The sequence below is a fragment of the Microbacterium marmarense genome (assembly GCF_037204165.1).
GTDB lineage: Bacteria > Actinomycetota > Actinomycetes > Actinomycetales > Microbacteriaceae > Microbacterium > Microbacterium marmarense.
On the sequence record NZ_JBBDGL010000001.1, the window covers coordinates 807,776 to 827,351 of the forward strand.

A 19,576-nucleotide genomic window follows, 5' to 3' on the forward strand; every position below is an offset into this window, starting at 1 on the left:
CTCCGTCTCCGCCAAAAAAACCCCGGTACAACGGGGATTTTTGCTTTCTCCGACGTGGGCTAGTCGGTCTTGATCAGCGACCGTTTTCGTTCCAGGTGTCCCCCAGGTGTCCCCCGTCGGTTTCTGCCTCTTCCGCCGATGCGAGGCGCTGCAGATGATCGCGTCGCTGTCCTTCGCCCAGAACGTGGGCGTAGACGGCAAGGACGGTGCGCGCTTCGTCACCGAGATCAGATGTCACCTACTCGTGCAGCAGTCCCTCCGTGAGGTCTACCACCTCGTCAAAGCGAACCCCAGGACCGGCGAAATCAGGAGTCGACAACTATAGGAGCTTCAACGCCCTGGCCGAGACGGTCAACGGCTACTACAGGGCCGAACTCGTCCACGGACCCGCATGCCCTGGCCCGTGGGAAGAGCATCGAGGACCTCGAGCTCGCGACCCTCGGATGGGTGCGCTGGCACAACACGCAGCGTCTCCACGGCTACCTCGGCGATCTCCCACCCGCCGAGTTCGAGCAAGCCTATGCTGTCCGAGCCGACCGCGATCAGCCGGTGGGAATCAAATAGCGCGAGTCTCCATCAGACCCAGGGCGCTTCACAGTGACGCTGGCCCAAATAGCCTATTAGAATCCCAGATCAGTGGCTTTCATCGCTCGCATCTAGCGGGCAGGCGCGATACCGTCGACCGAATGAAGGGCAATGAGGCATCTGGACCGCTGACCTTGGTGAAGAAGGCAGTTCTGGCCACCACAACAATGACCGTATTTGCATCTGTAGCAACGGGATGTTCCCAGTCAGTGGAGCAGCCGACGTGCACGGAAGCATTGTCTGAGTGGGTGACGCATACTGACACGCTCGCTGTGACGGATACGGCCGAAAGTGCTCCCGCAACGCAGCGCTTACTGGATCTCCGCGATGCTGATTGCGTGTTCGCAGGCGATCCTGGATCCGAAACGTCCGTGTTTCTCACGTCCTCTTCGGATGAAGCTGACCGCATCACCGCGAGCGCTAGGACTGACCTCGAGAATGGTGCGTTTTCTCTAGTTTCTGAAACAGCCTCCGGAGACCCCTCTGCGACTACTTTCATGTCTGACACCGAAGATCGAGCTCTTGCCTCGATAGTCAGCTATCGCGCACCGATCTCAACGTGGAATCTGCCAGAAGACACCAACGTGGTGATAATTTCCGTCGTCACGTTAGCACCCAACAGCTGAAGGGACCCCAGCGTATTGAGAAGCTGTTCACGAGGGCGCGAGGCGACGCGTGGTCGCTCGAACCGACGGTAGGCGGCGGTGGTGCAGGACCATTTCGCGTACCGCCGTCGCGCGACGGCGCACACCCCATACCGTGACGTTCCACAGCGACTCACGAACGATGTTTCCGCTCATCTTGCTGACGCCATGTTCTCGTTCGATGAACGTGATGGGAAGCTCCACGACGCGCAGCCCTCGCTCAAGCCCACGCCAGAGCAGGTCGAGCTGAAAGCAGTAGCCCTGCGAAGCAACACCATCCAGACCGATCGCGTCAAGGGCACTCGCACGGTATGCCCGGTAGCCGCCGGTCGCGTCGCGCACGTCGATGCCGAGAGCGAGGCGCGCGTAGAGATTTCCACCGCGGCTGAGTATCTTCCGATGCAACGGCCAGTTCACAACGCTCCCTCCCGGAACCCAGCGCGATCCGAGCACGATGTCGGCCGTTTCCAGAGCGTCGAGCATCGCGGGCAACGATTCCGGCTCGTGTGAGCCGTCAGCATCCATCTCCACGAGCACCTTGTATCCCCGATCACGCCCCCACGCGAACCCCGCCAGATATGCGCGTCCGAGGCCCTCCTTCGTGGTGCGGTGAAGCACCGAGACCTCAGCATGCGTCAGCGCGAGGCGGTCCGCGAGGGCGCCAGTACCGTCGGGTGAAGAGTCATCGACGACCAGCACGTCAGACCGTCCGGCCGCGAGCACACGGCCTACAACCCCCTCGATATTCTCGAGCTCGTTGTAGGTGGGAATGATTGTGAGCGTGGTGTTCATATCAATACCTTTCGTGCAGGTGACGCTTGCCTCAGACAGAGACAGCGGTGACAACGACGTTGTCGACGTAATGGCCGGTGTTGGGGTCCCAGGCGCCACTGCAGGTGACGATGCGTAGCTCAGGGGTGGGGACAGGGGCGTAGATCGATGCCGTGGGAAAGGTCTCTTTTTCAACCGTCTGGATGCTGGTGACGACGAATTTCACAGTGGTTCCGTCGCTGCGAGACACCGAGACGCTGTCGCCGGGAACAAGCGTGGGAAGGTCGTAGAAGACGGCTGGTGCTGCCGGCGAATCGACATGACCGGCGATCACTGCTGGACCTATCGCGCCGGGGACAACTCCGTCTTCGTACCACCCGACGTCATCGAAGTTAGTTGGTGCTTCGATCCAGCCGACCGCGTCGCGACCGAGGCCGATCAGGTCAGACTCCACGCCGATCGCGGGGATCGAAATGTGTTCAGGAACCGCGCGAGACGCCGCTTGTTCTGGCACAGGATTTTGAAAACTGCCCGTGACCGAGCTCGAGGCTGAAGTCTCGACCGCCGATGCGTTGAGCGGCTGGCAACCTGCGAGAGTGTCGTCGGTCAGCATTGTTGTCGTAAGCGCACTCCATGCATCGCCGTAGTAGGTAGGTGTTGCTACGGCTGTCTCAACCATTCGGGCGAGGTCGGCGTGGGCAGCGTCTGACTGTTGGTCCGCTGCGTAGGCGGCGGCGCGGGCAGCGTAAGCGATCGGGTGCTGGTCACTCGTCACCGGTCCTCCGCCGGAGTCAAATTCTGCAACGAGTTCGTCATCGTCAGGCAAAGCCGCAGCGATTCGGGCGGCGAGAGCGGTGTCGGCGGGGTCACACGACTCGGCGAATCGGATCGAAGTGCGTGTGGCATCGTAGCCGTAGCCTGGCTCGCCATCCCCGTTCGCCGAACCGGCGATCGCGACTGACCCATCGGTCGCGACAGTGGCCCAGTTTGTGGGCAGGGCGTTGGAATCCAGCAGAGCTTCAGTCGCGGCCCGAGTTCCTTCGGACAACTCGTTCCAGCGAGTGTCGCCGGATGCGTCCGCTAGAACTGCAAAGGCCACCGGCGACGCATACGACGGGTTGTAGGCATGTGGTGAGGTCGTTGCCCAGAGGCCCGGCAGCAAGATTCGGCCAATTTCGGTCGAAGCTGACATTTCATTGAGCACGGTGTCGCCGAGCGCGATGCCGTATTCACGCAGGTCGTCTCGATCAAATGCATTGCCAGCGAGCACCAGCGCACGTGCCGCGTCGAGGTCGGCGTCAGCAGCAGGCTCATCGTCAACCACCGAACCGTTCTCCCAGCGCCACGCGAGCAATCCGTCGTTGCGCTGGATGTTCTCAGTGGTCCAGTCCCAGATTTGGTCGAAGCGGTTCTCATCGCGAGCGACGACGGCGAGGAGCAGTCCGTAGGCCTGCCCTTCGCTCACAGTGTCGCCACCCTGGTCGGAGCGCACCACGCGACCGTCGTCGACGTAGAGATCAAGAAACGATTCTGCCGTCGAGGTGTCTTCATCTGGAGGGGAGTCAGCGACCTGCCCCGAGCATGCCGCGGCCAGCAGAACAACAGTGATGGCCGTAGCAACGGCCGTGAGCGTGCGCGGGACTCTCATTATCTTGTTGCCCCGGCGCTTCGACGGTTGACGACGATGAGGCCGAGCGCCACCATGCCCAGCGCAACTGAGAGTGCTGCAAAGGCTGTTGCGGAATCCGCTTGATTGGCCGCGCCGCCTCCGCCGGTGTTGATGCCGCCGACCGGCATGTCAGCGAGAGTCGCCGAATCTGTCACTGCCCGCGCGGTGAGAGAACCATCAGCGGTGTCGAGTACGAAGAGCGTCGAGACCGATCCGGCCAGCAAGTCGACGGTAACAGTGGACACGTCGCTGGAACCCGTGAGTTCAAGATCCCACGATCCGGCAGGCACCGCGGCGTAGCCGGTGGCAACACCGGTCGGTACGGATCGTGCGATCGATGCACCTTCCGCGGTATCCACATCGACGGTCGGTTCAACCGTTGATGCCTGTACCACCCGAACTCGCGCCTCACCTTGCTGCGGAGCAGAGAGATCGTCGTTGAACACGACCGTTTGAAGATCGGCGTTCTTGCCGTAGGCGGCGACCGTAACCGGCCCACCCGCCGAGACATCGACCGACTGTTGCACGATCGGTTCGGCATCGTCGGCCGCATCCGAGGGAACCATCGATACGACGTATGTGCCTTCGGCAAGCGGAATGTACTCACTCACTGCCCCGTAGGCGACGTCTTCGAGTTCGTAGACCACCGCACCGCCTGCGAGCGCCGTCATCTGAACATCGACGGACTTGGTGTCGGGGGAGAGATGCGCGACCCGCGCCCAACCGCCTGGATCGGCGGGGGCGGCGGCTGCTGCGGGAGCGATCGCAAGGCCGAGAGCGAAGGGCGCGACGGCCGCGGTCGCGAGAATGAGGTCGCGAAGCCGGCGCCGCGAACGACGAGATACGGAGTTGTGGGGCGAGATGTGGTGAGTCATGATCTTCCTTTGTTCGAGGTTCGGTCGGTTTGTGCAGTCGTCCGAACCTGAGTCATGCCGCGGGCCGCGGCAGCAGGTTGAGTGGTTCGACCGGCGAGAAGGTGACGATTACTCCGGCGTCGCTGCGGTCTGCCGAGAGGGGTGCGAGTGTGCCGGTCAGAGAGTCGAAGAAGCGCAGCGCGGCGTCAGAGCCGAGTGCGTCGCCTCGCGCATCTTCGCCTGCGAACGAGCTGATCGTGAGTTGCCGGTACACCCCTGATGGATCTCCGTCGAGCTGACTGATGTCCGCAATGTCGATCTGCCCGATTGCCGCTAGCTGCGCGAGCGAGAGCAGGATGCGAGCGTCGATTACGCCCGCTGTCAGCAGGTCTTGCTCCTCGGCGGGTACGCCCACGTCAGGGTTGCGCAAGAGCTGTTGACCGGCAATCGAGCGCGCCGCGTACAGGCCATCGTCGCTCGCTTGCTCAAGTCCCGACTGCTCGCCGTCGACGAAACGCACGTCTACTTGCTGGGGGCCCTCGCCGAATGAGGCCACGACGACGCTGTTGTCGATGGCTTGCCGTACCGTTGGAAACTCCGTCGGAAACGTTCGCATCGAATCAGTCGTGACCACATAGTCGTAGTCGCGCCACCCGTTGGGAGCGAGGGTCTGCACGTCGGGGTCTGTGTCGGCCTTGTAATACCAGATGACATTCTCGCGAGTGAAGCCCTCGCTCACGAGATCCACCCACATCGCATCGTCAACGAGTATGCGGGCGTCACCCGGGGCGTTCTCTACCATCCACGTCTCTGCGTCGCGAAGCGGCTCGTCAAGGTCGGCCAGTAAGAAGCCGCGCAGCTGTGCGGTCCATAGCGGCGCGGCAATGACAAGGGCCATCACGAGTCCTGCTGCCACGAGTCCGCCGCCAATGCGCGACAACACCCGGTGCTTGCCCGTGCGCGCACGGAGTCGTTCTGCGGCAACCTGCGCCATGCCGGCGATAACGATTGCTGCGAACGGAAGCAGGATGATGACGTACGGGACCGGCAGATAGCCGCCGCGAAACATGAATGCTGTGAGCGCCAACAACGTAATCGCCCACGGGCGCAGACGTCGCACAAACAGCGCCGCAACAGCTGCGGTGAGGGCAGCCACAATCAACACGGAGTCCAGTTGCCACCACAGGCCGATAGTGCGAGACATGAGGCTCTCGGGGTCGAACAGCGAGCCGCTGCCCTCGCGAGAGGCGAGCTGAAATGCGAGACCCTCAAAGAGGCTGACTCGCCCCACACCAGGAACCACCTCGCCCTTTACGAGAGCGAACGCGATATAGACCAGACCGACGAGCGCGAGCACTGCCGATGCGACAGAGAGCGTGTAGCGACGCGTCGTTCGGTCAGCGCCGCGCCACATGAGCCAGGCCACGAGAGGTAGTGCGAGCAGGTAGGTCTCTTTGGTAAGCACGGCAATGCCGAAAGCCGCGGCCGCTGCGATGTATCCAAGGAGCTGCTTGTGTCGGCTCATCGCGAGCAAGAGCGCGCCCAGTAGCCACGCAGTCGCGATGTTGTCGAGATACACCTGCCGGTGAAACTGCACCGCGAGCGGTGAAAGCAGGAACAGAGCCGTAGCCACCGACGCGGTCAGACGCGCGAAGCCGATGCGCCGAACGAGAAACCAGAGCAAGATGCCAGCGATAGCGGTGGCAACCAGCATCGCTTCGCGGGCCGCAACGACTGCGACATCGTGCCGGTCCCAAGCGCCAGTGAGCCCCGCATAGCCGGCAATCTGGATCCAGCCGAGCGGAGGGTGGTCGTACCAATATGTGTAGTGAGTGAGCTCGCCGAGATTGCCCAGAGCCCAGGCTTGCGCTGTGTACGTTCCTTCATCGTCGATGCGCTGTGGCGAACCGCCCAGGTTGATCGCATTGATCAGCATCCCGAGCGCGAGAGGGGGGAGCAGCCACACGAGGTCGGTCACGCGAGTGCGCCAGCGTGATGCCGGGCGCGCGTCAGCGGCTGAGGTGACGTCGTCGCTCGAGATCGGTGTCGCTGAGGTCGTTTGGTTTCGGTCGAGCGTCGTCGTCATCACTTCGTCTCCGATGCGCCAGCCGTGGCCAATACGGGCACGGCGGTGGATTCTGGCGCAACCGCAGCGTCACGATGCGCCCCCGTGTGTTCGGTTTTCTCCCAGCTGCCATCGCCGCGCAGCTGGCGGACAACAGAGCGGACGGCAGCTGCCGCGAGAAAGATCTGGTATGGCACCAGACCAAGGATGAGCTTCGTGTAGTCGCGCATCCGCACCTTTTTGTCATAGATCCGACCGAACTCGGTGAGCCCGGCGGCTTCAACGACAAGGGTGATCACCGTAGGAATCAGCGGAAGAAAGGTGATGAGCGCGACCGCGGTGGGAACCTTGACGAGCAGAATGAAGGCGATCGAAATCGGAATCAACAAGCCAGTCGCGGCCTGCAGAAACGGCATGTTCAGCATGTAGCGGGCGTACATGCGCTGACGAAGCGTCGGGAGCTTCTTCCACTCACCTTTGCCGAGCACCTGCAAAAAGCCTTGATTCCAGCGTGTGCGTTGCTTATACAGGGACTTCAGGGTCGGTGGCGTCTCTTCGCGGGTCACATACTCGGGGTTGTACGCCACGACCACTTTCGCGCCGTCGCTTGAAAGACGCACGCCCAGCTCGCAGTCCTCCGCGAGACACTGGTCGTCCCAGCCCTTCGACCATTCGAGGCGTTCGCGAGTGACGAAGACGGTGTTCCCTCCCAGAGGAATGAACTTCGAACGAGCATGAAAGTGCAGACGGGAGCGAAACCAGAAGTAGTATTCCAGCACGTTGCGTAGCGACCACCAGCTTGTTTCGAAGTTCATCAGCTGAACGCCGCCCTGCACCACATCGGCGCCAGTCTCTTGAAACTTCGAGTCAACGACAGTCAGCAGTCCGGGGTGCACTTCGTCTTCGGCGTCGAACACCCCAACGACGTCACCCGTAGCGATCTGGAGGGCGCGGTTCAGTGCTTTCGGCTTGTTCTTGGGCACGCTGTCATCGACGACCACCTTGATGAGATGAGGGTTGCGGGCGGCGGCTTCTCGCACGACCAGCTCGGTTCCTGGATCGTCGTGGCCGACGATCGCGATGATCTCGAAGTCGGGATGATCCTGCTGGGCAAGACGATCCAGGGTTTGGCCCATGACTTCTTCTTCGTGGCGCCCCGGCACCAGGAGTGTAAATCGGTGCCGGGCGGGGCGAGGCGATGCGCTGAACTGGGTCGCCCGCAAGTCATCCGCTGAGCGCCAAGCGTGCAGCATCCACCAAAGAGTTGTCGTTGCAATCGCGGTGAGAAAGAGCGCCAGCAGAACGATTCCGCTGTAGGCGGCCCACTCGCCAAACGACCAGTCAGGAAGAAGTCCGCCGGTGAACGCCGTGCCCGAATCGATGGGCACCAGAACGTCGGTGCCGTTCGAAGGCTGTTGTCCTGGTGCGGGAGCGATCGGGGTCAGAAGCGGTTCGGAGGCGGGGTCGGAGTCGGGTTGAACCGCGACGGGTGCAATGTTGTATCGGGTGATGATCACGAGTTAGCTCCAGAGTCCGTGCGGACCGATCGATGAGTGGAGTGCGTCAGGCGCAGCGTGCGCGAGCGCGGCGAGAAGACCAGCCACCGGTAGGCAGCGAAGCGGAAGGTCGTACCGAGAACAAGCCCGACCCCGTTGCCTGAGATGTTGTCGGCGAGCTGAGAGGTGAATCCAAGCAAGTAGTGCGAAATGAAGAGACAGCCTGCAGCGATAAACAAGCCGATGACATTGACCACGGCGAAAAGCACGCCCTCGCGAAAGGCCTGGGGCGAGCGCTCACGTCGAAAGGTGAGGTACCGGTTGCCTAGCCACGCAACGGCGGTGGCTACGGCGACGCTGACAACTTTTGACCAGATCGGCGAGTCCTGCAGAACGGTCGCACGCACGAGGTTGTAGATCGTCACATCGACGACGAACGCCAGCGCCCCGACAAAACCGAAACTGACTAGCTGGCCGAAGATGCGCGACCGCAGCGACCGCGGGGACTTCGAAAGGTCATGCGTCGAAGGGGAGGCTTCTCCAGCATCGGGGGATGCAGACGGGACAGCCGCGGCGGGCATCCCGCGGGTTTCCACTACTTCGGTATTTTTTCGCACGACAGTCATACGCAGCGGATGGGATGCCGGTTTGGAGCACTCAGGCATTACTCAGGAAGGTGAAATCTTCTGTTCACATCGCTTTCGCGTATCAACTTTGACGGCGTATGAGGCGAACCCGAGTTGCCTGGATGGAACATCAAGACGTTTCCTCGTCGTGGGATCCTTGTCGCCGGCGGCACCCGCGCCGTCAAGCAATTCAATGGCACCCCGTAGCCTGAGGTGATGAGCGTTGACGGTGGCGAGCTGGGACCGGTTGAGGTGTTGGGCGCACCGCTGGGACTACCGTGCGGGCTTGTTTTGAAGAACCGCATCGTGAAGGCAGCGATGTCGGATTCTTTGGGTGATGGCACGGGGGATCCGAGTGCTGCGCAGGTCGAGTTGTATCGGCGCTGGGCCCAGGGCGGGGCTGCACTTCTGCTGGTAGGTGAGGTGCAGGTCGACCCGGCCTATCCTGAACGCCCGGGCAACCTTGTGCTGCATCCCGGTTCTGATGATGAACGACTGCGTCAGCTTGCGCTTGCAGGCGCTGAGAGTGGGGCCCATACTTGGGTGCAACTTGGCCATGCCGGTGCGTTGGCGTGGTCTCCGATCTCTTCCGCTGCAGGTCCGTCGGAGTTGCACATAGATGGACTGCACTGCGGCGAGCTTCCTCTGGCTGCCGTCGAGGCTCTACCTCAGGTGTATGCGCGCGCTGCGCGCCACGCTCAGTCCGTTGGATTCTCGGGCGTCGAGGTGCATGCGGGTCATGGGTTCTTGCTTAGCCAGTTCCTCTCTCCGCTGTTCAATCATCGAACGGACCGCTATGGCGGCAGCATCGAGCACAGATCTCGGATCCTTGTCGAGATCGTGAAGCAGATTCGTGTCGAGGTCGGGCCGAGTTTCGGGATCGGTGTCAAGATCAACACGAGCGACCAGCTTGCTGGCGGGCTGACCGAGGATGAGGCTCTGGTTGTCGTGTCGCTGTTGGGGGATGAAGCGATCGATCTTCTTGACCTCAGTGGTGGAACGTACTTCCCAGGTGCTGAGGCGAGTTCTGAGAAGCGATCTTCGGGCCCGTATTTTCTGGACTTTGCCCGACAGGCGCGTGAAGTGACCAATACGCCTCTCGTGGTGACCGGCGGCTTCAAGTTCCGAGACGAAGCAACACAAGCTGTGTCGTCTGGAACGGCAGACCTTGTCGGTCTTGCCAGGACGATGGCTCTGGACCCGGAAATGCCCGCGAAGTGGCTTCAGTCAGCGGGTGGTGATCCGCCATTTCCCCGATTCGATGCACCGCCGCCCGGCGGCATCACGGCATGGTTCACCATGCGACTCACAGCCCTCGCGAACCATGAGGAAACGACCTTCGATCTCACGCCGCGTCAAGCCATCGATGCCAACGAGTCGCGCGATGCTGCACGAATACCGACGTGGCAACGAAAGCACGGCATTTGCGTCATTGAAGAAGAGTCGTGAAATTCAATTCTCGTCATGCCCGGTCAAAGAGTCAGGCGCGTGTCGTTCTCGAACGGTGACGGCCGCGGTCACGTGACGCGATACGCGGTGTAGCGAACGGTGGTAGCCTCGCGGATGCAGGAGGCGACGAAGACCGCGTGCTGCAAATGAGCGAGCGCCGAAGACGACGTCTCGATCGAGACCACCGTGCGGAAGTAGTACGCGGACGGATCGACGTCGTCGCCCGCGAGCAACGCGGAGAGAACGTCAGGCGGTCCGCTGCGAACACCGCAGACCTGGAGATAGACGAGCTCACCGTCTGCCGTGCGGGCGCAATACCGACCGTCGATCTCGAGCGCGCCGTCGGGCCTGACGAGCTGCCAATCCGCTCCTCCGGCGAGGATGCCGGCAGTCATCAATCCCGTGATCTCGCCGCCGATGATCGGGACGACTCGTCGGTGCCCCGCGCGGGTTGTTCCGAAGTCCTCGGGGGCACCGAGCTGCACCACCACCTCGAACGCGGGCTCGAGACTGGGCACCGTCGGCGATGTCATCGTGCTCGCTCCCGCTCGGCGCGGCGGCTTTGTTCGACGAGCACGTCGCGCAGTCGTTCGAGTGCCGGAAGGGCTGCTGCGAGCGCCCCAAGTTCGCCGTCGTGAAGCGATGCGGTGGCTTCGGTGACGATCTCCGCCCCGATACCGACGGACGCTATTACGTGTTGCAGTTCGTGGATGCGTGGACGAACAACTTTGCGTATGTAGGGCACCGCGCAACAGGTACGGGCGAGGGCGATTTTCTGCTGGTTCCGCCAGGGTGGCAAGGGGAAGCGCCCGACGGGCACACCGTTATTCATGTGCCGACGCACGTTGCGTCGATTGTCGGCAGATGGGCGGTGGCAAGCGATGCTGACCTCGCTGTTGTGCACGCTCTCCAAGACACCACGACGTTGACTCAGCTCGACGTCTCCGCGACTCCGAAGGGGATCGCGGTTCCTGATGCGTCGGCACCTGAAGATGTTGCATTTTTTGAGAAGATGCGGCTCTGGTCGCAGCAGTTTGCGCCAGCCGCGCGCGACCGGGGACCCGTCGTCGCGACTCTAGATCGCGGCGTGGAGTGGCTTGCTCAAGTATGAAAACGACGGCACATCGCCGCTTGTAGGTCGCGTAGCCCTAGCACGCCTGGAGCCCTTGTCGCCGTTGAACAACGCACCCGAAAGAGCAGTCGCACCCGCTTCGTTTCCGGTAGGGATGATCTGCGCTAGAGAACAGGCGGATCATCTATTCGAAGGCCTCCCGCGCGGGTCAAGACCCGTTTGTTGATCCTGCGAACGGGCTTCGTCGCCTGCTGAGCAGTGTGTCGATGGTAACCGCGAGCACCAGCACCAGGCCCGTTGCGATGTTGCGGGCCGAGGCGTCGAGGTCGATCAGCGTCAACCCGTTGGCGATGGATTGAATCACCAAGATCCCGATGAACGCCGACCATGCGCTTCCTCGTCCGCCATAGAGGCTCGTGCCGCCGACGATTGCGGCGGCGATCGCGATGAGAAAGACCTCACCGCCGCCCGAGCTTTGATTGGCTGCGGCAAGGCGGCCCGCGCCGAGAATTCCCCCAAGCGCAGCGAGTGTCGAACAGGCCACAAATGCGCTGACGACGATTGTTTGCACTCGCACACCAGCCAATCGCGCGGCCTGCGGGTTGCCGCCGATTGCACGAATTCCTCTGCCCCATCGAGTTCGCCGCAGCAGAATGTCGGTGCCCCACACGAGAGCGATGAACAGTACGACGCTCCACCCGATTCCGCGCTCTTGCGAAAGGTACGCGACAGGAATGGCAAGCATTACCGCGATCAAGATTCCTCTGAGTGCGATTGCTAGAGGCGTTTCGGCGGGGAGCTCAGCCACAAGGCGCTGTCGCCGTTCGATGAATCGCGTGAGCGTGATGCCGGTTGTTACGGCTATGACCAAAACCCATGCGAGCCAGTTCGGCACGAATGCCGTTTGGCTGAATCGCACCAGCCACGAGTCGAACGGCATGTTGATCGAACCGGCGTCGCCGAGAATCTGCCACTGAATGCCGACAGCGATCAATAGACCAGCCAATGTCAGCACGAACCCGGGCAGGCCAACCCGGGCGATGAGGATCCCGTAGATGAATCCGATGACAGAGCCTGCAAGCAGCGCGGCCAGCACGGCAAGTGCGAGATTCCAGCCCAACGAAGTCGCTGCCACCGCTGCAATGGCGGCGGCGAGACCACTCACTGACCCCACGGAAAGATCAATCTGTCCGATCAAAAGCACGATCACGACGCCCAGGGCGATGATGCCGGTTGACACCGATTGGAGTGAGAGGTTGACGAGGTTCTCAGGTGTCCAGAATGTGGGCGACGCGATTCCCAGAACGATCCAGATCACGAAGAGCGCCGCAATGATGGGAACTAGAGGCCGTTCGCCATCTCGGATTCTTCGCCAGGACTCGGCAAGGTTCATGCTCGCTTCCGTCCCCTGTTGGTCGCACCCGGGCTGGTCGGTGCAGTTGCTCCCGTGATCGCTCCGAGCAACTGCTCCGCCGTGATGTCTGCCGCGTCGTACTCTGCAACAAGGCGGCCGAGGCGCAGCACAGCGACTCGATCAGCTACCGCGAGAACGTCAGTGATTGAATGACTCGCGAGCACCACCGCGAGACCACGCGCACGCAGTCGGCCGATGAGCGTGAGAATCTGCGCAGTCTGGCGCACTCCGAGTGCATTTGTCGGCTCGTCGAGCAGAATGACTCGCGGATCACCGAGAAGCGTGCGTGCGATTGCCACGCTGCGACGTTGGCCACCGGAGAGTGCGTGGACGGGGACGCGGACGTCGGGAATACGCGCTGCCAGGCTGTCTAACACGACCCGGGCGCCACGCTCCATGCTCACCTCGTCGAGCAAGCCTTTCGCCACGTTCTCATGGCCCAGGTAGAGGTTCTCGACCACATCGAGATTCTCGCAAAGCGAAAGGCCCTGAGGAGAAGCCACGATTCCGGTGCCTCGCGCATCGGCCGGCGACCCGAACTTCACCGGCCGCTGATCCACGCGTAGCACTCCAGCAGAGGGGGCTATCGCCCCTGAGACCACTCCCATCAGGGTCGATTTTCCCGCCCCGTTGTCACCAACGATCGCGAGCACTTCGCCCGCAATGATCTGCAGGTCGATGTCGATGAGCGCCTGCGCAGCGCCGAAGTCTTTTGACACGCCTTCGATTGAGACGACAGCCGTCATTGGATCTCCTTGTCAATGAGTCCGACGCGCACGCAGGCATCGGCATAGTCGGGAGTGCAGATGGCTTCGAGTGAGTGCACGCGACCCTGCACGATCACCCGTTCGATATCGCCCTGTTCGACGGTCGTGGGGGCGAGCACGAAGCTCGGTATTCCCAAGATCATGCTGGGAGCGGCGGGATCTTCGCCGCGGAGCAGACGAACGGCGATTTCTGCCGCCGTGCGTGCTTGATCATCGGTTGCCTTCGCGACAGTCATCAGCTGGTTGCCATCGACGATTCGCTGAATCGCTGAAAGTTCGCCATCTTGTCCCGATACGGGGGGAACGGGATCGACGCCTGCCGCTTTCAGCGCTGCGATGGCGCCACCAGCGAGCGCATCATTGGCGGCGACGATGCCATCGACCCGACCCGGAAACTGCGTTAGCTGCCCCGAGACCCACTCTTGTGCCTGCGTAGAGCTCCACGCAGGGGCCTCGAACTCACCGAGGATCTCGACGTTGGCACCTTCGAGGGCTTGATGCACGCCTGCCCGCAGGGCTGCGGCGTTCGGGTCGGTCGGTGAACCATGCACCAGCAAGAGGCCCGGAACCTCGTCGGTGTCTGACGGTAGAGCCGCGACCACGGCATCGGCCTGGACTCTCCCGATGAGTTCGGAGTCGAATGACACGTAGATATCGACATCTGGGTGATCGATGAATCGGTCGTAGGCGATGACATCTGCTCCGTGGCGCGACGCTTCGACCACGATGCTCTCTGCGGCGATGGTATCGACTGCGTCGATCACGATCACATCTACACCGCGTGCAAGCATGGCTTCTGCCTGTTCTTGCTGGCGCGCCGCACTGGAGCCAGCGTTCGCGTACAACAGATCGCACTCGGGGCACCGTTTGGCAACGACGTCTTCGAACACGGGTCGGTCTGACGTCTCGTATCTCGACACGCCCGCTTCGGGCAGGAGCAGCCCGATCGTGCCGGCAGGCGACTCTGCCGCACTGCCCACGCATCCGACAAGTGTGCCGAGAATGAGGACGCCGAAGACCGCAGCGAAGATTCGCCGGATTACCCGATTCATGAAATGACCCCCAGCACGCCGAGCGCCCGCGCGCGATCGAGTGCGGCGGCGAGCGTTCCGCGCAGCTCTGCCTCACGGCCGAATTCCGCAGCGACCACGTCTGCGTAGCCGCTAGACGACGCCAGAGTGTTGTGCTGCACGGCCTCTCGCAGCGGCGCAAGGAGCAGCTCGCCTGATGCGACCAGATCGCCCCCGATCACGACAATGTCGGGATCGATCAGGTTGCAGACGGTCGCGATCGCGGCCCCGAGGCTTCGCCCGGTGTCGGCTATTGCGCGCTGGCATCCAGGATCACCGTCGAGGCCCCGCGCGATCACATCGTCGAGAGTCAGGTGACCGTGGCTTACGCTCAACATTCTGAGAAGCGCGGCCGAACCCGCAACAGTCTCGAGGCACCCTCTATTGCCGCACCTGCATACGGCTCCGCGCTCGTCAACGATCATGTGTCCGAGCTCGCCAGCAGCACCTCGGCGCCCGTGAAGTAGCTTTCCGTCTACGACGATGCCGGCACTCATGGTGTGTGAAACGCTGACGTAGACGACGGGGTCACGGCCGACGCCAGCACCGTATCGAGCCTCGGCGAGCGCGCCGAGATTGGCGTGATTGTCGACAGCTGCTGGCGCTCGCAAGACGGTGGCGAGCACGTCGGCGACTGCCGCTCCATCCCATCCGAGAAGCAACGAAGTCGACGAGACCATCCCTGAAGAAACGTCGACCGGCACTGGAACACCGACACCGACAGCGAGCAGCTCATCGGCCGATGCGTCGACAGACTCGACGAGTTCGTGCACGAGCATTGCGGCACGTTGCAAACTCATGTCTGCACGGTGGTCAGGCGCCAGAGGCAATGTTTCCGTTGCCAAGATCCGCATCGACGTGTCGGCTAGCGCGACGCTCATCGATCGCGCGCCCACGTCTATTCCTGCGACAACACCGATAGAACGGGCGAGAGTAACGAGCCGTGCTCTTCTTCCCGACCGAATCGAGGGACTCGTATCGAGTATGCCGGCATCGGCAAGTTCAGTGACGATATTCGAGACGCTCGCTGGCGAGAGACCGGTGATTCCCGCTAGCTCTACTTGCGTCAGCGACCCGTGCTGTTGCACAGCACCGACGACGCGAGCACGGTTCGCCTCGCGCAACGATGTCTGCGACCCCGTTGCCGCTTGCGTGTGCTGCACACCCGTACGATACATCGTGATCCCGTTGACTTCGAGAAGTAACGCAATCATCACGGTTATCGAGTTATTGAGTTCAAGTCTTGACTTCAAGCCTTGTTGGCCTCGAAGATGATCACACAGCGAGCGCAAGGCAGCGCTCAGGCATGGGGAACCGTGCACCACATCGGCAAGGAAGACGATATGACAATGCGTAGCAAGAAATGGATCGCGCTCGGTGCAGGAGCGGCAGCAACCGCACTGGTGCTTGCAGGCTGCTCGAGCACTTCGACCGACGAGAGCAACGATGGCGGCGGCAGCAGCGGACCCGAGGTAGAAGTCTTCACCTGGTGGGCCGCCGGTTCTGAGAAGGCAGGCCTCGACGCTCTGGTGGGCGTTTTCAATGAGCAGAACCCCGACCTCGAGTTCGTCAACGGCGCCGTCGCAGGTGGAGCGGGCTCAGCTGCCAAAGACTTGCTTCAGTCGCGGCTGCAGGCAGGGGATGCACCTGACACGTTCCAGGCTCACGCCGGTGCCGAGCTTCAGGACTACATCGATGCTGCCCAGATTCAGGACGTTTCCGACCTGTATGACGAATTCGGTCTTACCGACGCATTCCCCGCCGATCTCATTGACCGCCTCACCGTAGATGGCAACATCTACTCGGTGCCGTCAAACATTCACCGCGCGAACGTAGTGTGGGCAAACCCGACCGTACTGGCTGATGCGGGCCTCGACCCCGAAGCAGAGTACGCCGACATCGACGAATGGATCGTGGCCCTCGACGCTGTACAAGAGTCGGGCAAGACGCCCCTCTCGATGGCGACCACATGGACTCAGGTGAACTTCCTCGAGACGGTTCTGCTGTCATCGTTGGGTGCCGAGGCATACAACGGTCTGTGGGACGGCTCGACCGACTGGGAAGGCCCAGAGGTCACCGCAGCGCTCGAAGACTTCGAAACGCTCATGACCTACACCAACAGCGACCGCGACGGCTTGGACTGGCCCGACGCCACCCAGCAGATCATCGACGGTCAGGCCGGGTTCAACGTGATGGGCGACTGGGCAGAAGCCGCGTTCGCTGAGGCGGGGCTCGCGTCGCCGACTGACTACATCTACTTCCCGGTTCCTGGCACTGACGGAGTGTTCGACTTCCTCGCGGATTCGTTCACCTTGCCGGTCGGAGCGCCGAACGAAGACGGTGCGAAGGCATGGCTTGAGACCGTGTCCTCCGCTGACGGACAGGCAGCATTCAACAAGGCCAAGGGATCGATTCCGGCACGCACCGACGCAGACACGAGCGACTTCAGCCCGTACCAGCAGTCGGCCATCGAGGCATTCCAGACTGACGTCATCGTGTCATCGCTCGCACACGGTGCAGCAGCGCCCGTCGCGACGCTCAACAAGGTCTCCGACGCCACGAGCAAGTTCACGACCGGGGCATCTGACCTCGCAACATTCCAGTCCGAGCTCGCAGCCGCCGTCAACGGCTGAGCCCACTGAGCTGCCCGGGACTGTCACAGTTCCGGGCAGCTCACTCTGACTAATTCGGAAAGTACTTCTATGCTGAAGCGACTCAAATCGGCGGGCCCACCCCTGCTGTTGCTCGCACCTTCACTCATCTTGTTGGCAGTGTTCGTCTACGGCCTGCTGGCTGCCAACTTTCAGACCTCGATTACTGACAATCACACCGCTGCACAGGCAACCGGCCAGCAGCCGACCGTTGTGGTCTGGTTCGAGAACTACTTCGCGCTTCTGGGAAGCAGCAGCTTTCAGCACTCGCTGATGAACCTCCTGCTGTTCACCGTCGTCTTTCTCATCGGAACGATGGTCATCGGCTTCTGCTGGGCCTGGATGATGGACAAGCCATCCCGCGGGGAAGGCATTTTTCGCTCCATCTACCTGTTTCCGATGGCTGTCTCTTTCGTAGCATCCGGTGTCGTATGGCGTTGGCTGCTGAACTCGAACGAAGGCGAGAATGCGAGCGGTCTCAATCGTCTGTTCCAGATGGTCGGGCTCGACTTTCTGCAGAACCCCTGGTGGAACGATGTCACCTTCGGCATCACAGCGATCGCCCTTCCAGCGATCTGGCAGCTCTCGGGCTACGTCATGGCGCTGTTTCTCGCTGGTTTTCGAGGAATCCCCGAGGAGCTGCGCGAGGCGGCCAGGATGGACGGCGCGTCTGAGTGGCAGCTCTATCGTCTGGTGCTGTTTCCGCAACTTTCGCCTGTTGCGCTGTCGGCCCTCATCATCATCGGGCATATGTCGCTGAAATCGTTCGACCTCATCATGTCGATTTCGAAGCCCGCGAACTACCAGACCAAGGTGCCCGCCGTCGACATGTACGTCTTCAAGTCGAGCTTTGACTACGCGAATGCTGCCGCGGTCGGCACGATTCTGCTCGTCATCGTCGCGGTGATCGTGGTGCCGTACCTCTTTTGGACCAACCGTCAGGAGAAGCGATGACTTCCTCGGTTTCTGCTCCGGCGTTGTCGTCGAGTGCGAACGAACCCGCCATCGATGCCCCCCGGAGAAAGACGAAGAGCCGCTTCAGCGTCTCGCGCACCCTGCGATTCGCCTTGATGATCTTCTTTGTCATGGTGGTGCTCACACCGGTCTACGTGCTTTTCGTAACCAGCTTCAAAGGCGCCGGAGATGCATCCCCCGTGCGGGCATGGAACCTGCCAGAGATCTGGGTTCTCGACAATTGGATCGGCGCGTGGAATGCGCTAGCGCCCTCGATCGGACGCTCGTTCATGATCGTGATTCCCTCGGCGATCATTTCGGCGTTCCTCGGATCGCTGAATGGCTTTGTACTGTCGCTGTGGCGCTTTCCCGGCGCAAACGTCGTATTCACCCTGATTCTGTTCGGGATGTTCATCCCGTATCAGGCGGTCATGATCCCGCTGTTGGAGATCATGCTCGGGGCAGGCATTCCCAGTGGAGTGCCGTCGCTCATTCTGCTGCACGTGATCTACGGCATTCCGATCACGACGCTGATCTTTCGCAACTACTACATGACTGTGCCGCATGAGTTGATCGAGGCGGGACGAGTAGATGGCGCCGGGATGCTGCGCACTTACTGGTCGATCATCTTGCCGATCTCGCTGCCCAGTTTCGTCGTGGTGTTGATCTGGCAGTTCACAAACGCGTGGAACGACTTCCTGTTCGCCGTGTTCTTCTCTTCGAGCCAGAACGGCCCGGTGACGCTCGCGCTCAACAACCTTGCCAACGGTGCCCTGTTGCAGGACTACGGCATCTCGATGGCGGGAGCACTTCTCGCGTCACTGCCCCCGCTGATCGTGTACATCCTGCTCGGAAAGTACTTCGTCGGTGGCCTGATGTCTGGTTCGGTAAAAGGCTAGGCCGCACGTTGAAGCCCTCGGGTTGCGCCTCTCGCGTGCCCGAGGGCTTCGCCGTGGGTAAGGCTACTGAGGTTGGTCGTGACGGGCGGAATCTTGCGCGAGCCGGTCATCGCGCGCATTCGGCTCTTCTCGGCGAGCGAGCACGATCGTCCAGGCGATGCCGGCAAGCAGCAATAGGCTGCCCGCGACGTTCCACGCAACGTCGTACGGCAGCAGGTCGACCTCATACCGGATCTGGTGCAAGCGCAAGACCTTGTGATCGATGACGCCGTCCCACAGTTGGAACAGTCCGAGGCCGACCAGAAACCCGGCCCAGCCGGCCGCGGGCCAGAATGTGAGACGTCGGCGGGCGTCGAGCATGAGAAAGAATCCGAACACGAAGATGAACAGCTCGGCGGCATGCAGCAAGCCATCGGAGAGCAGCGCGATGTCTGCCGTGGCGTTGTCGTAGAAGTGGTGCCAAGCGAGGATCTGATGAAAGACGATCTCGTCTATCGCCGCCATCGCGGCGATCCCGAGTAGGAACGCCGCCCAGTAAGACCGGTTGCGCAACGGAGAACGCGCCATACGGGTCGGGGTGCTGGTCATGA

General features: G+C 61.7%; 19 protein-coding genes and 1 pseudogene. 7 read left to right on the forward strand and 13 right to left on the reverse strand.

Annotated features, from left to right (window positions below; genetic code table 11):
• Nucleotides 1-73: 73 nt before the first annotated feature.
• Nucleotides 74-238, reverse strand: a complete 165-nt coding sequence (locus WDU96_RS03605; RefSeq protein WP_337337118.1) for a hypothetical protein — start codon at nucleotides 236-238, stop codon at nucleotides 74-76.
• A 94-nt stretch (nucleotides 239-332) separates the two neighbouring features.
• Here WDU96_RS03605 and WDU96_RS03610 point away from each other — a divergent pair.
• Together WDU96_RS03610 and WDU96_RS03615 are read left to right on the forward strand one after the other, a co-directional pair.
• Nucleotides 333-564 (forward strand): annotated as a pseudogene (locus WDU96_RS03610) (integrase core domain-containing protein); the annotation flags it as partial.
• Between the two features lie 122 nt (nucleotides 565-686).
• Entirely contained in the window at nucleotides 687-1,211 is a 525-nt protein-coding gene (locus WDU96_RS03615; protein ID WP_337337119.1) for a hypothetical protein, read from the forward strand.
• Between the two features lie 27 nt (nucleotides 1,212-1,238).
• Here the strand turns inward: WDU96_RS03615 and WDU96_RS03620 are convergent, their stop codons facing one another.
• Genes WDU96_RS03620 through WDU96_RS03645 form a run of 6 tightly spaced genes read right to left on the reverse strand, consistent with a single transcriptional unit; the run spans nucleotide 1,239 to nucleotide 8,710 of the window.
• A complete protein-coding gene (locus WDU96_RS03620) occupies nucleotides 1,239-2,021 on the reverse strand; it encodes a polyprenol monophosphomannose synthase (protein ID WP_337337120.1) in 783 nt (260 codons plus the stop codon).
• Nucleotides 2,022-2,052: 31 nt separating this feature from the next.
• Nucleotides 2,053-3,648 carry a class F sortase gene (locus WDU96_RS03625; protein WP_337337121.1) on the reverse strand — a complete coding sequence of 532 codons (1,596 nt, stop codon included), beginning with the start codon at nucleotides 3,646-3,648 and terminating at the stop codon, nucleotides 2,053-2,055.
• Nucleotides 3,648-4,544 (reverse strand): DUF4397 domain-containing protein, encoded by an 897-nt coding sequence (locus tag WDU96_RS03630; RefSeq protein ID WP_337337122.1) that lies wholly within the window; start codon nucleotides 4,542-4,544, stop codon nucleotides 3,648-3,650. The genes WDU96_RS03625 and WDU96_RS03630 overlap by 1 nt, the downstream gene beginning before the upstream one ends.
• A 52-nt stretch (nucleotides 4,545-4,596) precedes the next feature.
• Nucleotides 4,597-6,609 (reverse strand): phospholipid carrier-dependent glycosyltransferase, encoded by a 2,013-nt coding sequence (locus WDU96_RS03635; protein WP_337337123.1) that lies wholly within the window; start codon nucleotides 6,607-6,609, stop codon nucleotides 4,597-4,599.
• The gene (locus WDU96_RS03640) at nucleotides 6,609-8,105 is read right to left on the reverse strand and encodes a glycosyltransferase family 2 protein (RefSeq protein ID WP_337337124.1); all 1,497 of its coding nucleotides are present in this window, start codon (nucleotides 8,103-8,105) and stop codon (nucleotides 6,609-6,611) included. The genes WDU96_RS03635 and WDU96_RS03640 overlap by 1 nt, the downstream gene beginning before the upstream one ends.
• On the reverse strand, nucleotides 8,102-8,710 hold the full coding sequence (locus WDU96_RS03645; RefSeq protein ID WP_337337125.1) for a GtrA family protein: 609 nt from the start codon (nucleotides 8,708-8,710) through the stop codon (nucleotides 8,102-8,104). Before WDU96_RS03645 ends, WDU96_RS03640 begins: the two co-directional genes overlap by 4 nt.
• A 216-nt stretch (nucleotides 8,711-8,926) precedes the next feature.
• Here WDU96_RS03645 and WDU96_RS03650 point away from each other — a divergent pair, with 216 nt between their 5' ends.
• Nucleotides 8,927-10,159 (forward strand): oxidoreductase, encoded by a 1,233-nt coding sequence (locus WDU96_RS03650; RefSeq protein WP_337337126.1) that lies wholly within the window; start codon nucleotides 8,927-8,929, stop codon nucleotides 10,157-10,159.
• 68 nt (nucleotides 10,160-10,227) lie between these two features.
• Here the strand turns inward: WDU96_RS03650 and WDU96_RS03655 are convergent, their stop codons facing one another.
• Nucleotides 10,228-10,692, reverse strand: a complete 465-nt coding sequence (locus WDU96_RS03655; protein ID WP_337337127.1) for a DUF3237 domain-containing protein — start codon at nucleotides 10,690-10,692, stop codon at nucleotides 10,228-10,230.
• Here WDU96_RS03655 and WDU96_RS03660 point away from each other — a divergent pair.
• A complete protein-coding gene (locus tag WDU96_RS03660) occupies nucleotides 10,686-11,270 on the forward strand; it encodes a DUF1254 domain-containing protein (protein WP_337337128.1) in 585 nt (194 codons plus the stop codon). The genes WDU96_RS03655 and WDU96_RS03660 overlap by 7 nt on opposite strands.
• 169 nt (nucleotides 11,271-11,439) lie before the next feature.
• Here the strand turns inward: WDU96_RS03660 and WDU96_RS03665 are convergent, their stop codons facing one another.
• Genes WDU96_RS03665 through WDU96_RS03680 form a run of 4 tightly spaced genes read right to left on the reverse strand, consistent with a single transcriptional unit; the run spans nucleotide 11,440 to nucleotide 15,696 of the window.
• Nucleotides 11,440-12,624: a sugar ABC transporter permease gene (locus WDU96_RS03665; RefSeq protein WP_337337129.1), complete on the reverse strand. Its 1,185-nt coding sequence runs from the start codon at nucleotides 12,622-12,624 to the stop codon at nucleotides 11,440-11,442.
• Entirely contained in the window at nucleotides 12,621-13,391 is a 771-nt protein-coding gene (locus tag WDU96_RS03670) for an ATP-binding cassette domain-containing protein (RefSeq protein WP_337337130.1), read from the reverse strand. Before WDU96_RS03670 ends, WDU96_RS03665 begins: the two co-directional genes overlap by 4 nt.
• Nucleotides 13,388-14,464: a substrate-binding domain-containing protein gene (locus tag WDU96_RS03675; protein WP_337337131.1), complete on the reverse strand. Its 1,077-nt coding sequence runs from the start codon at nucleotides 14,462-14,464 to the stop codon at nucleotides 13,388-13,390. Before WDU96_RS03675 ends, WDU96_RS03670 begins: the two co-directional genes overlap by 4 nt.
• Nucleotides 14,461-15,696 carry an ROK family transcriptional regulator gene (locus tag WDU96_RS03680; RefSeq protein ID WP_337337132.1) on the reverse strand — a complete coding sequence of 412 codons (1,236 nt, stop codon included), beginning with the start codon at nucleotides 15,694-15,696 and terminating at the stop codon, nucleotides 14,461-14,463. Before WDU96_RS03680 ends, WDU96_RS03675 begins: the two co-directional genes overlap by 4 nt.
• 135 nt (nucleotides 15,697-15,831) lie before the next feature.
• Here WDU96_RS03680 and WDU96_RS03685 point away from each other — a divergent pair, with 135 nt between their 5' ends.
• From WDU96_RS03685 to WDU96_RS03695, 3 genes are all read left to right on the forward strand, one after another.
• Nucleotides 15,832-17,115 carry an ABC transporter substrate-binding protein gene (locus WDU96_RS03685; protein ID WP_337337642.1) on the forward strand — a complete coding sequence of 428 codons (1,284 nt, stop codon included), beginning with the start codon at nucleotides 15,832-15,834 and terminating at the stop codon, nucleotides 17,113-17,115.
• A gap of 69 nt (nucleotides 17,116-17,184) precedes the next feature.
• On the forward strand, nucleotides 17,185-18,087 hold the full coding sequence (locus WDU96_RS03690) for a carbohydrate ABC transporter permease (protein WP_337337133.1): 903 nt from the start codon (nucleotides 17,185-17,187) through the stop codon (nucleotides 18,085-18,087).
• A complete protein-coding gene (locus WDU96_RS03695; RefSeq protein ID WP_420063927.1) occupies nucleotides 18,084-18,986 on the forward strand; it encodes a carbohydrate ABC transporter permease in 903 nt (300 codons plus the stop codon). Before WDU96_RS03690 ends, WDU96_RS03695 begins: the two co-directional genes overlap by 4 nt.
• 63 nt (nucleotides 18,987-19,049) lie before the next feature.
• Here WDU96_RS03695 and WDU96_RS03700 read toward each other — a convergent pair whose 3' ends face one another.
• Nucleotides 19,050-19,574: a DUF2243 domain-containing protein gene (locus WDU96_RS03700; RefSeq protein WP_337337134.1), complete on the reverse strand. Its 525-nt coding sequence runs from the start codon at nucleotides 19,572-19,574 to the stop codon at nucleotides 19,050-19,052.
• Nucleotides 19,575-19,576 lie beyond the last annotated feature (2 nt).

Excerpts from the sequence above, each read along its gene's own strand:
- WDU96_RS03615 (WP_337337119.1), top strand. The coding sequence starts at position 687 with ATGAAGGGCAATGAGGCATCTGGACCGCTGACCTTGGTGAAGAAGGCA.
- WDU96_RS03620 (WP_337337120.1), bottom strand. The coding sequence starts at position 2,021 with ATGAACACCACGCTCACAATCATTCCCACCTACAACGAGCTCGAGAAT.
- WDU96_RS03625 (WP_337337121.1), bottom strand. The coding sequence starts at position 3,648 with ATGAGAGTCCCGCGCACGCTCACGGCCGTTGCTACGGCCATCACTGTT.
- WDU96_RS03630 (WP_337337122.1), bottom strand. The coding sequence starts at position 4,544 with ATGACTCACCACATCTCGCCCCACAACTCCGTATCTCGTCGTTCGCGG.
- WDU96_RS03635 (WP_337337123.1), bottom strand. The coding sequence starts at position 6,609 with ATGACGACGACGCTCGACCGAAACCAAACGACCTCAGCGACACCGATC.
- WDU96_RS03645 (WP_337337125.1), bottom strand. The coding sequence starts at position 8,710 with ATGACTGTCGTGCGAAAAAATACCGAAGTAGTGGAAACCCGCGGGATG.
- WDU96_RS03650 (WP_337337126.1), top strand. The coding sequence starts at position 8,927 with ATGAGCGTTGACGGTGGCGAGCTGGGACCGGTTGAGGTGTTGGGCGCA.
- WDU96_RS03660 (WP_337337128.1), top strand. The coding sequence starts at position 10,686 with ATGTCATCGTGCTCGCTCCCGCTCGGCGCGGCGGCTTTGTTCGACGAG.
- WDU96_RS03655 (WP_337337127.1), bottom strand. The coding sequence starts at position 10,692 with ATGACATCGCCGACGGTGCCCAGTCTCGAGCCCGCGTTCGAGGTGGTG.
- WDU96_RS03665 (WP_337337129.1), bottom strand. The coding sequence starts at position 12,624 with ATGAACCTTGCCGAGTCCTGGCGAAGAATCCGAGATGGCGAACGGCCT.
- WDU96_RS03670 (WP_337337130.1), bottom strand. The coding sequence starts at position 13,391 with ATGACGGCTGTCGTCTCAATCGAAGGCGTGTCAAAAGACTTCGGCGCT.
- WDU96_RS03675 (WP_337337131.1), bottom strand. The coding sequence starts at position 14,464 with ATGAATCGGGTAATCCGGCGAATCTTCGCTGCGGTCTTCGGCGTCCTC.
- WDU96_RS03680 (WP_337337132.1), bottom strand. The coding sequence starts at position 15,696 with ATGATTGCGTTACTTCTCGAAGTCAACGGGATCACGATGTATCGTACG.
- WDU96_RS03685 (WP_337337642.1), top strand. The coding sequence starts at position 15,832 with ATGCGTAGCAAGAAATGGATCGCGCTCGGTGCAGGAGCGGCAGCAACC.
- WDU96_RS03690 (WP_337337133.1), top strand. The coding sequence starts at position 17,185 with ATGCTGAAGCGACTCAAATCGGCGGGCCCACCCCTGCTGTTGCTCGCA.
- WDU96_RS03695 (WP_420063927.1), top strand. The coding sequence starts at position 18,084 with ATGACTTCCTCGGTTTCTGCTCCGGCGTTGTCGTCGAGTGCGAACGAA.
- WDU96_RS03700 (WP_337337134.1), bottom strand. The coding sequence starts at position 19,574 with ATGACCAGCACCCCGACCCGTATGGCGCGTTCTCCGTTGCGCAACCGG.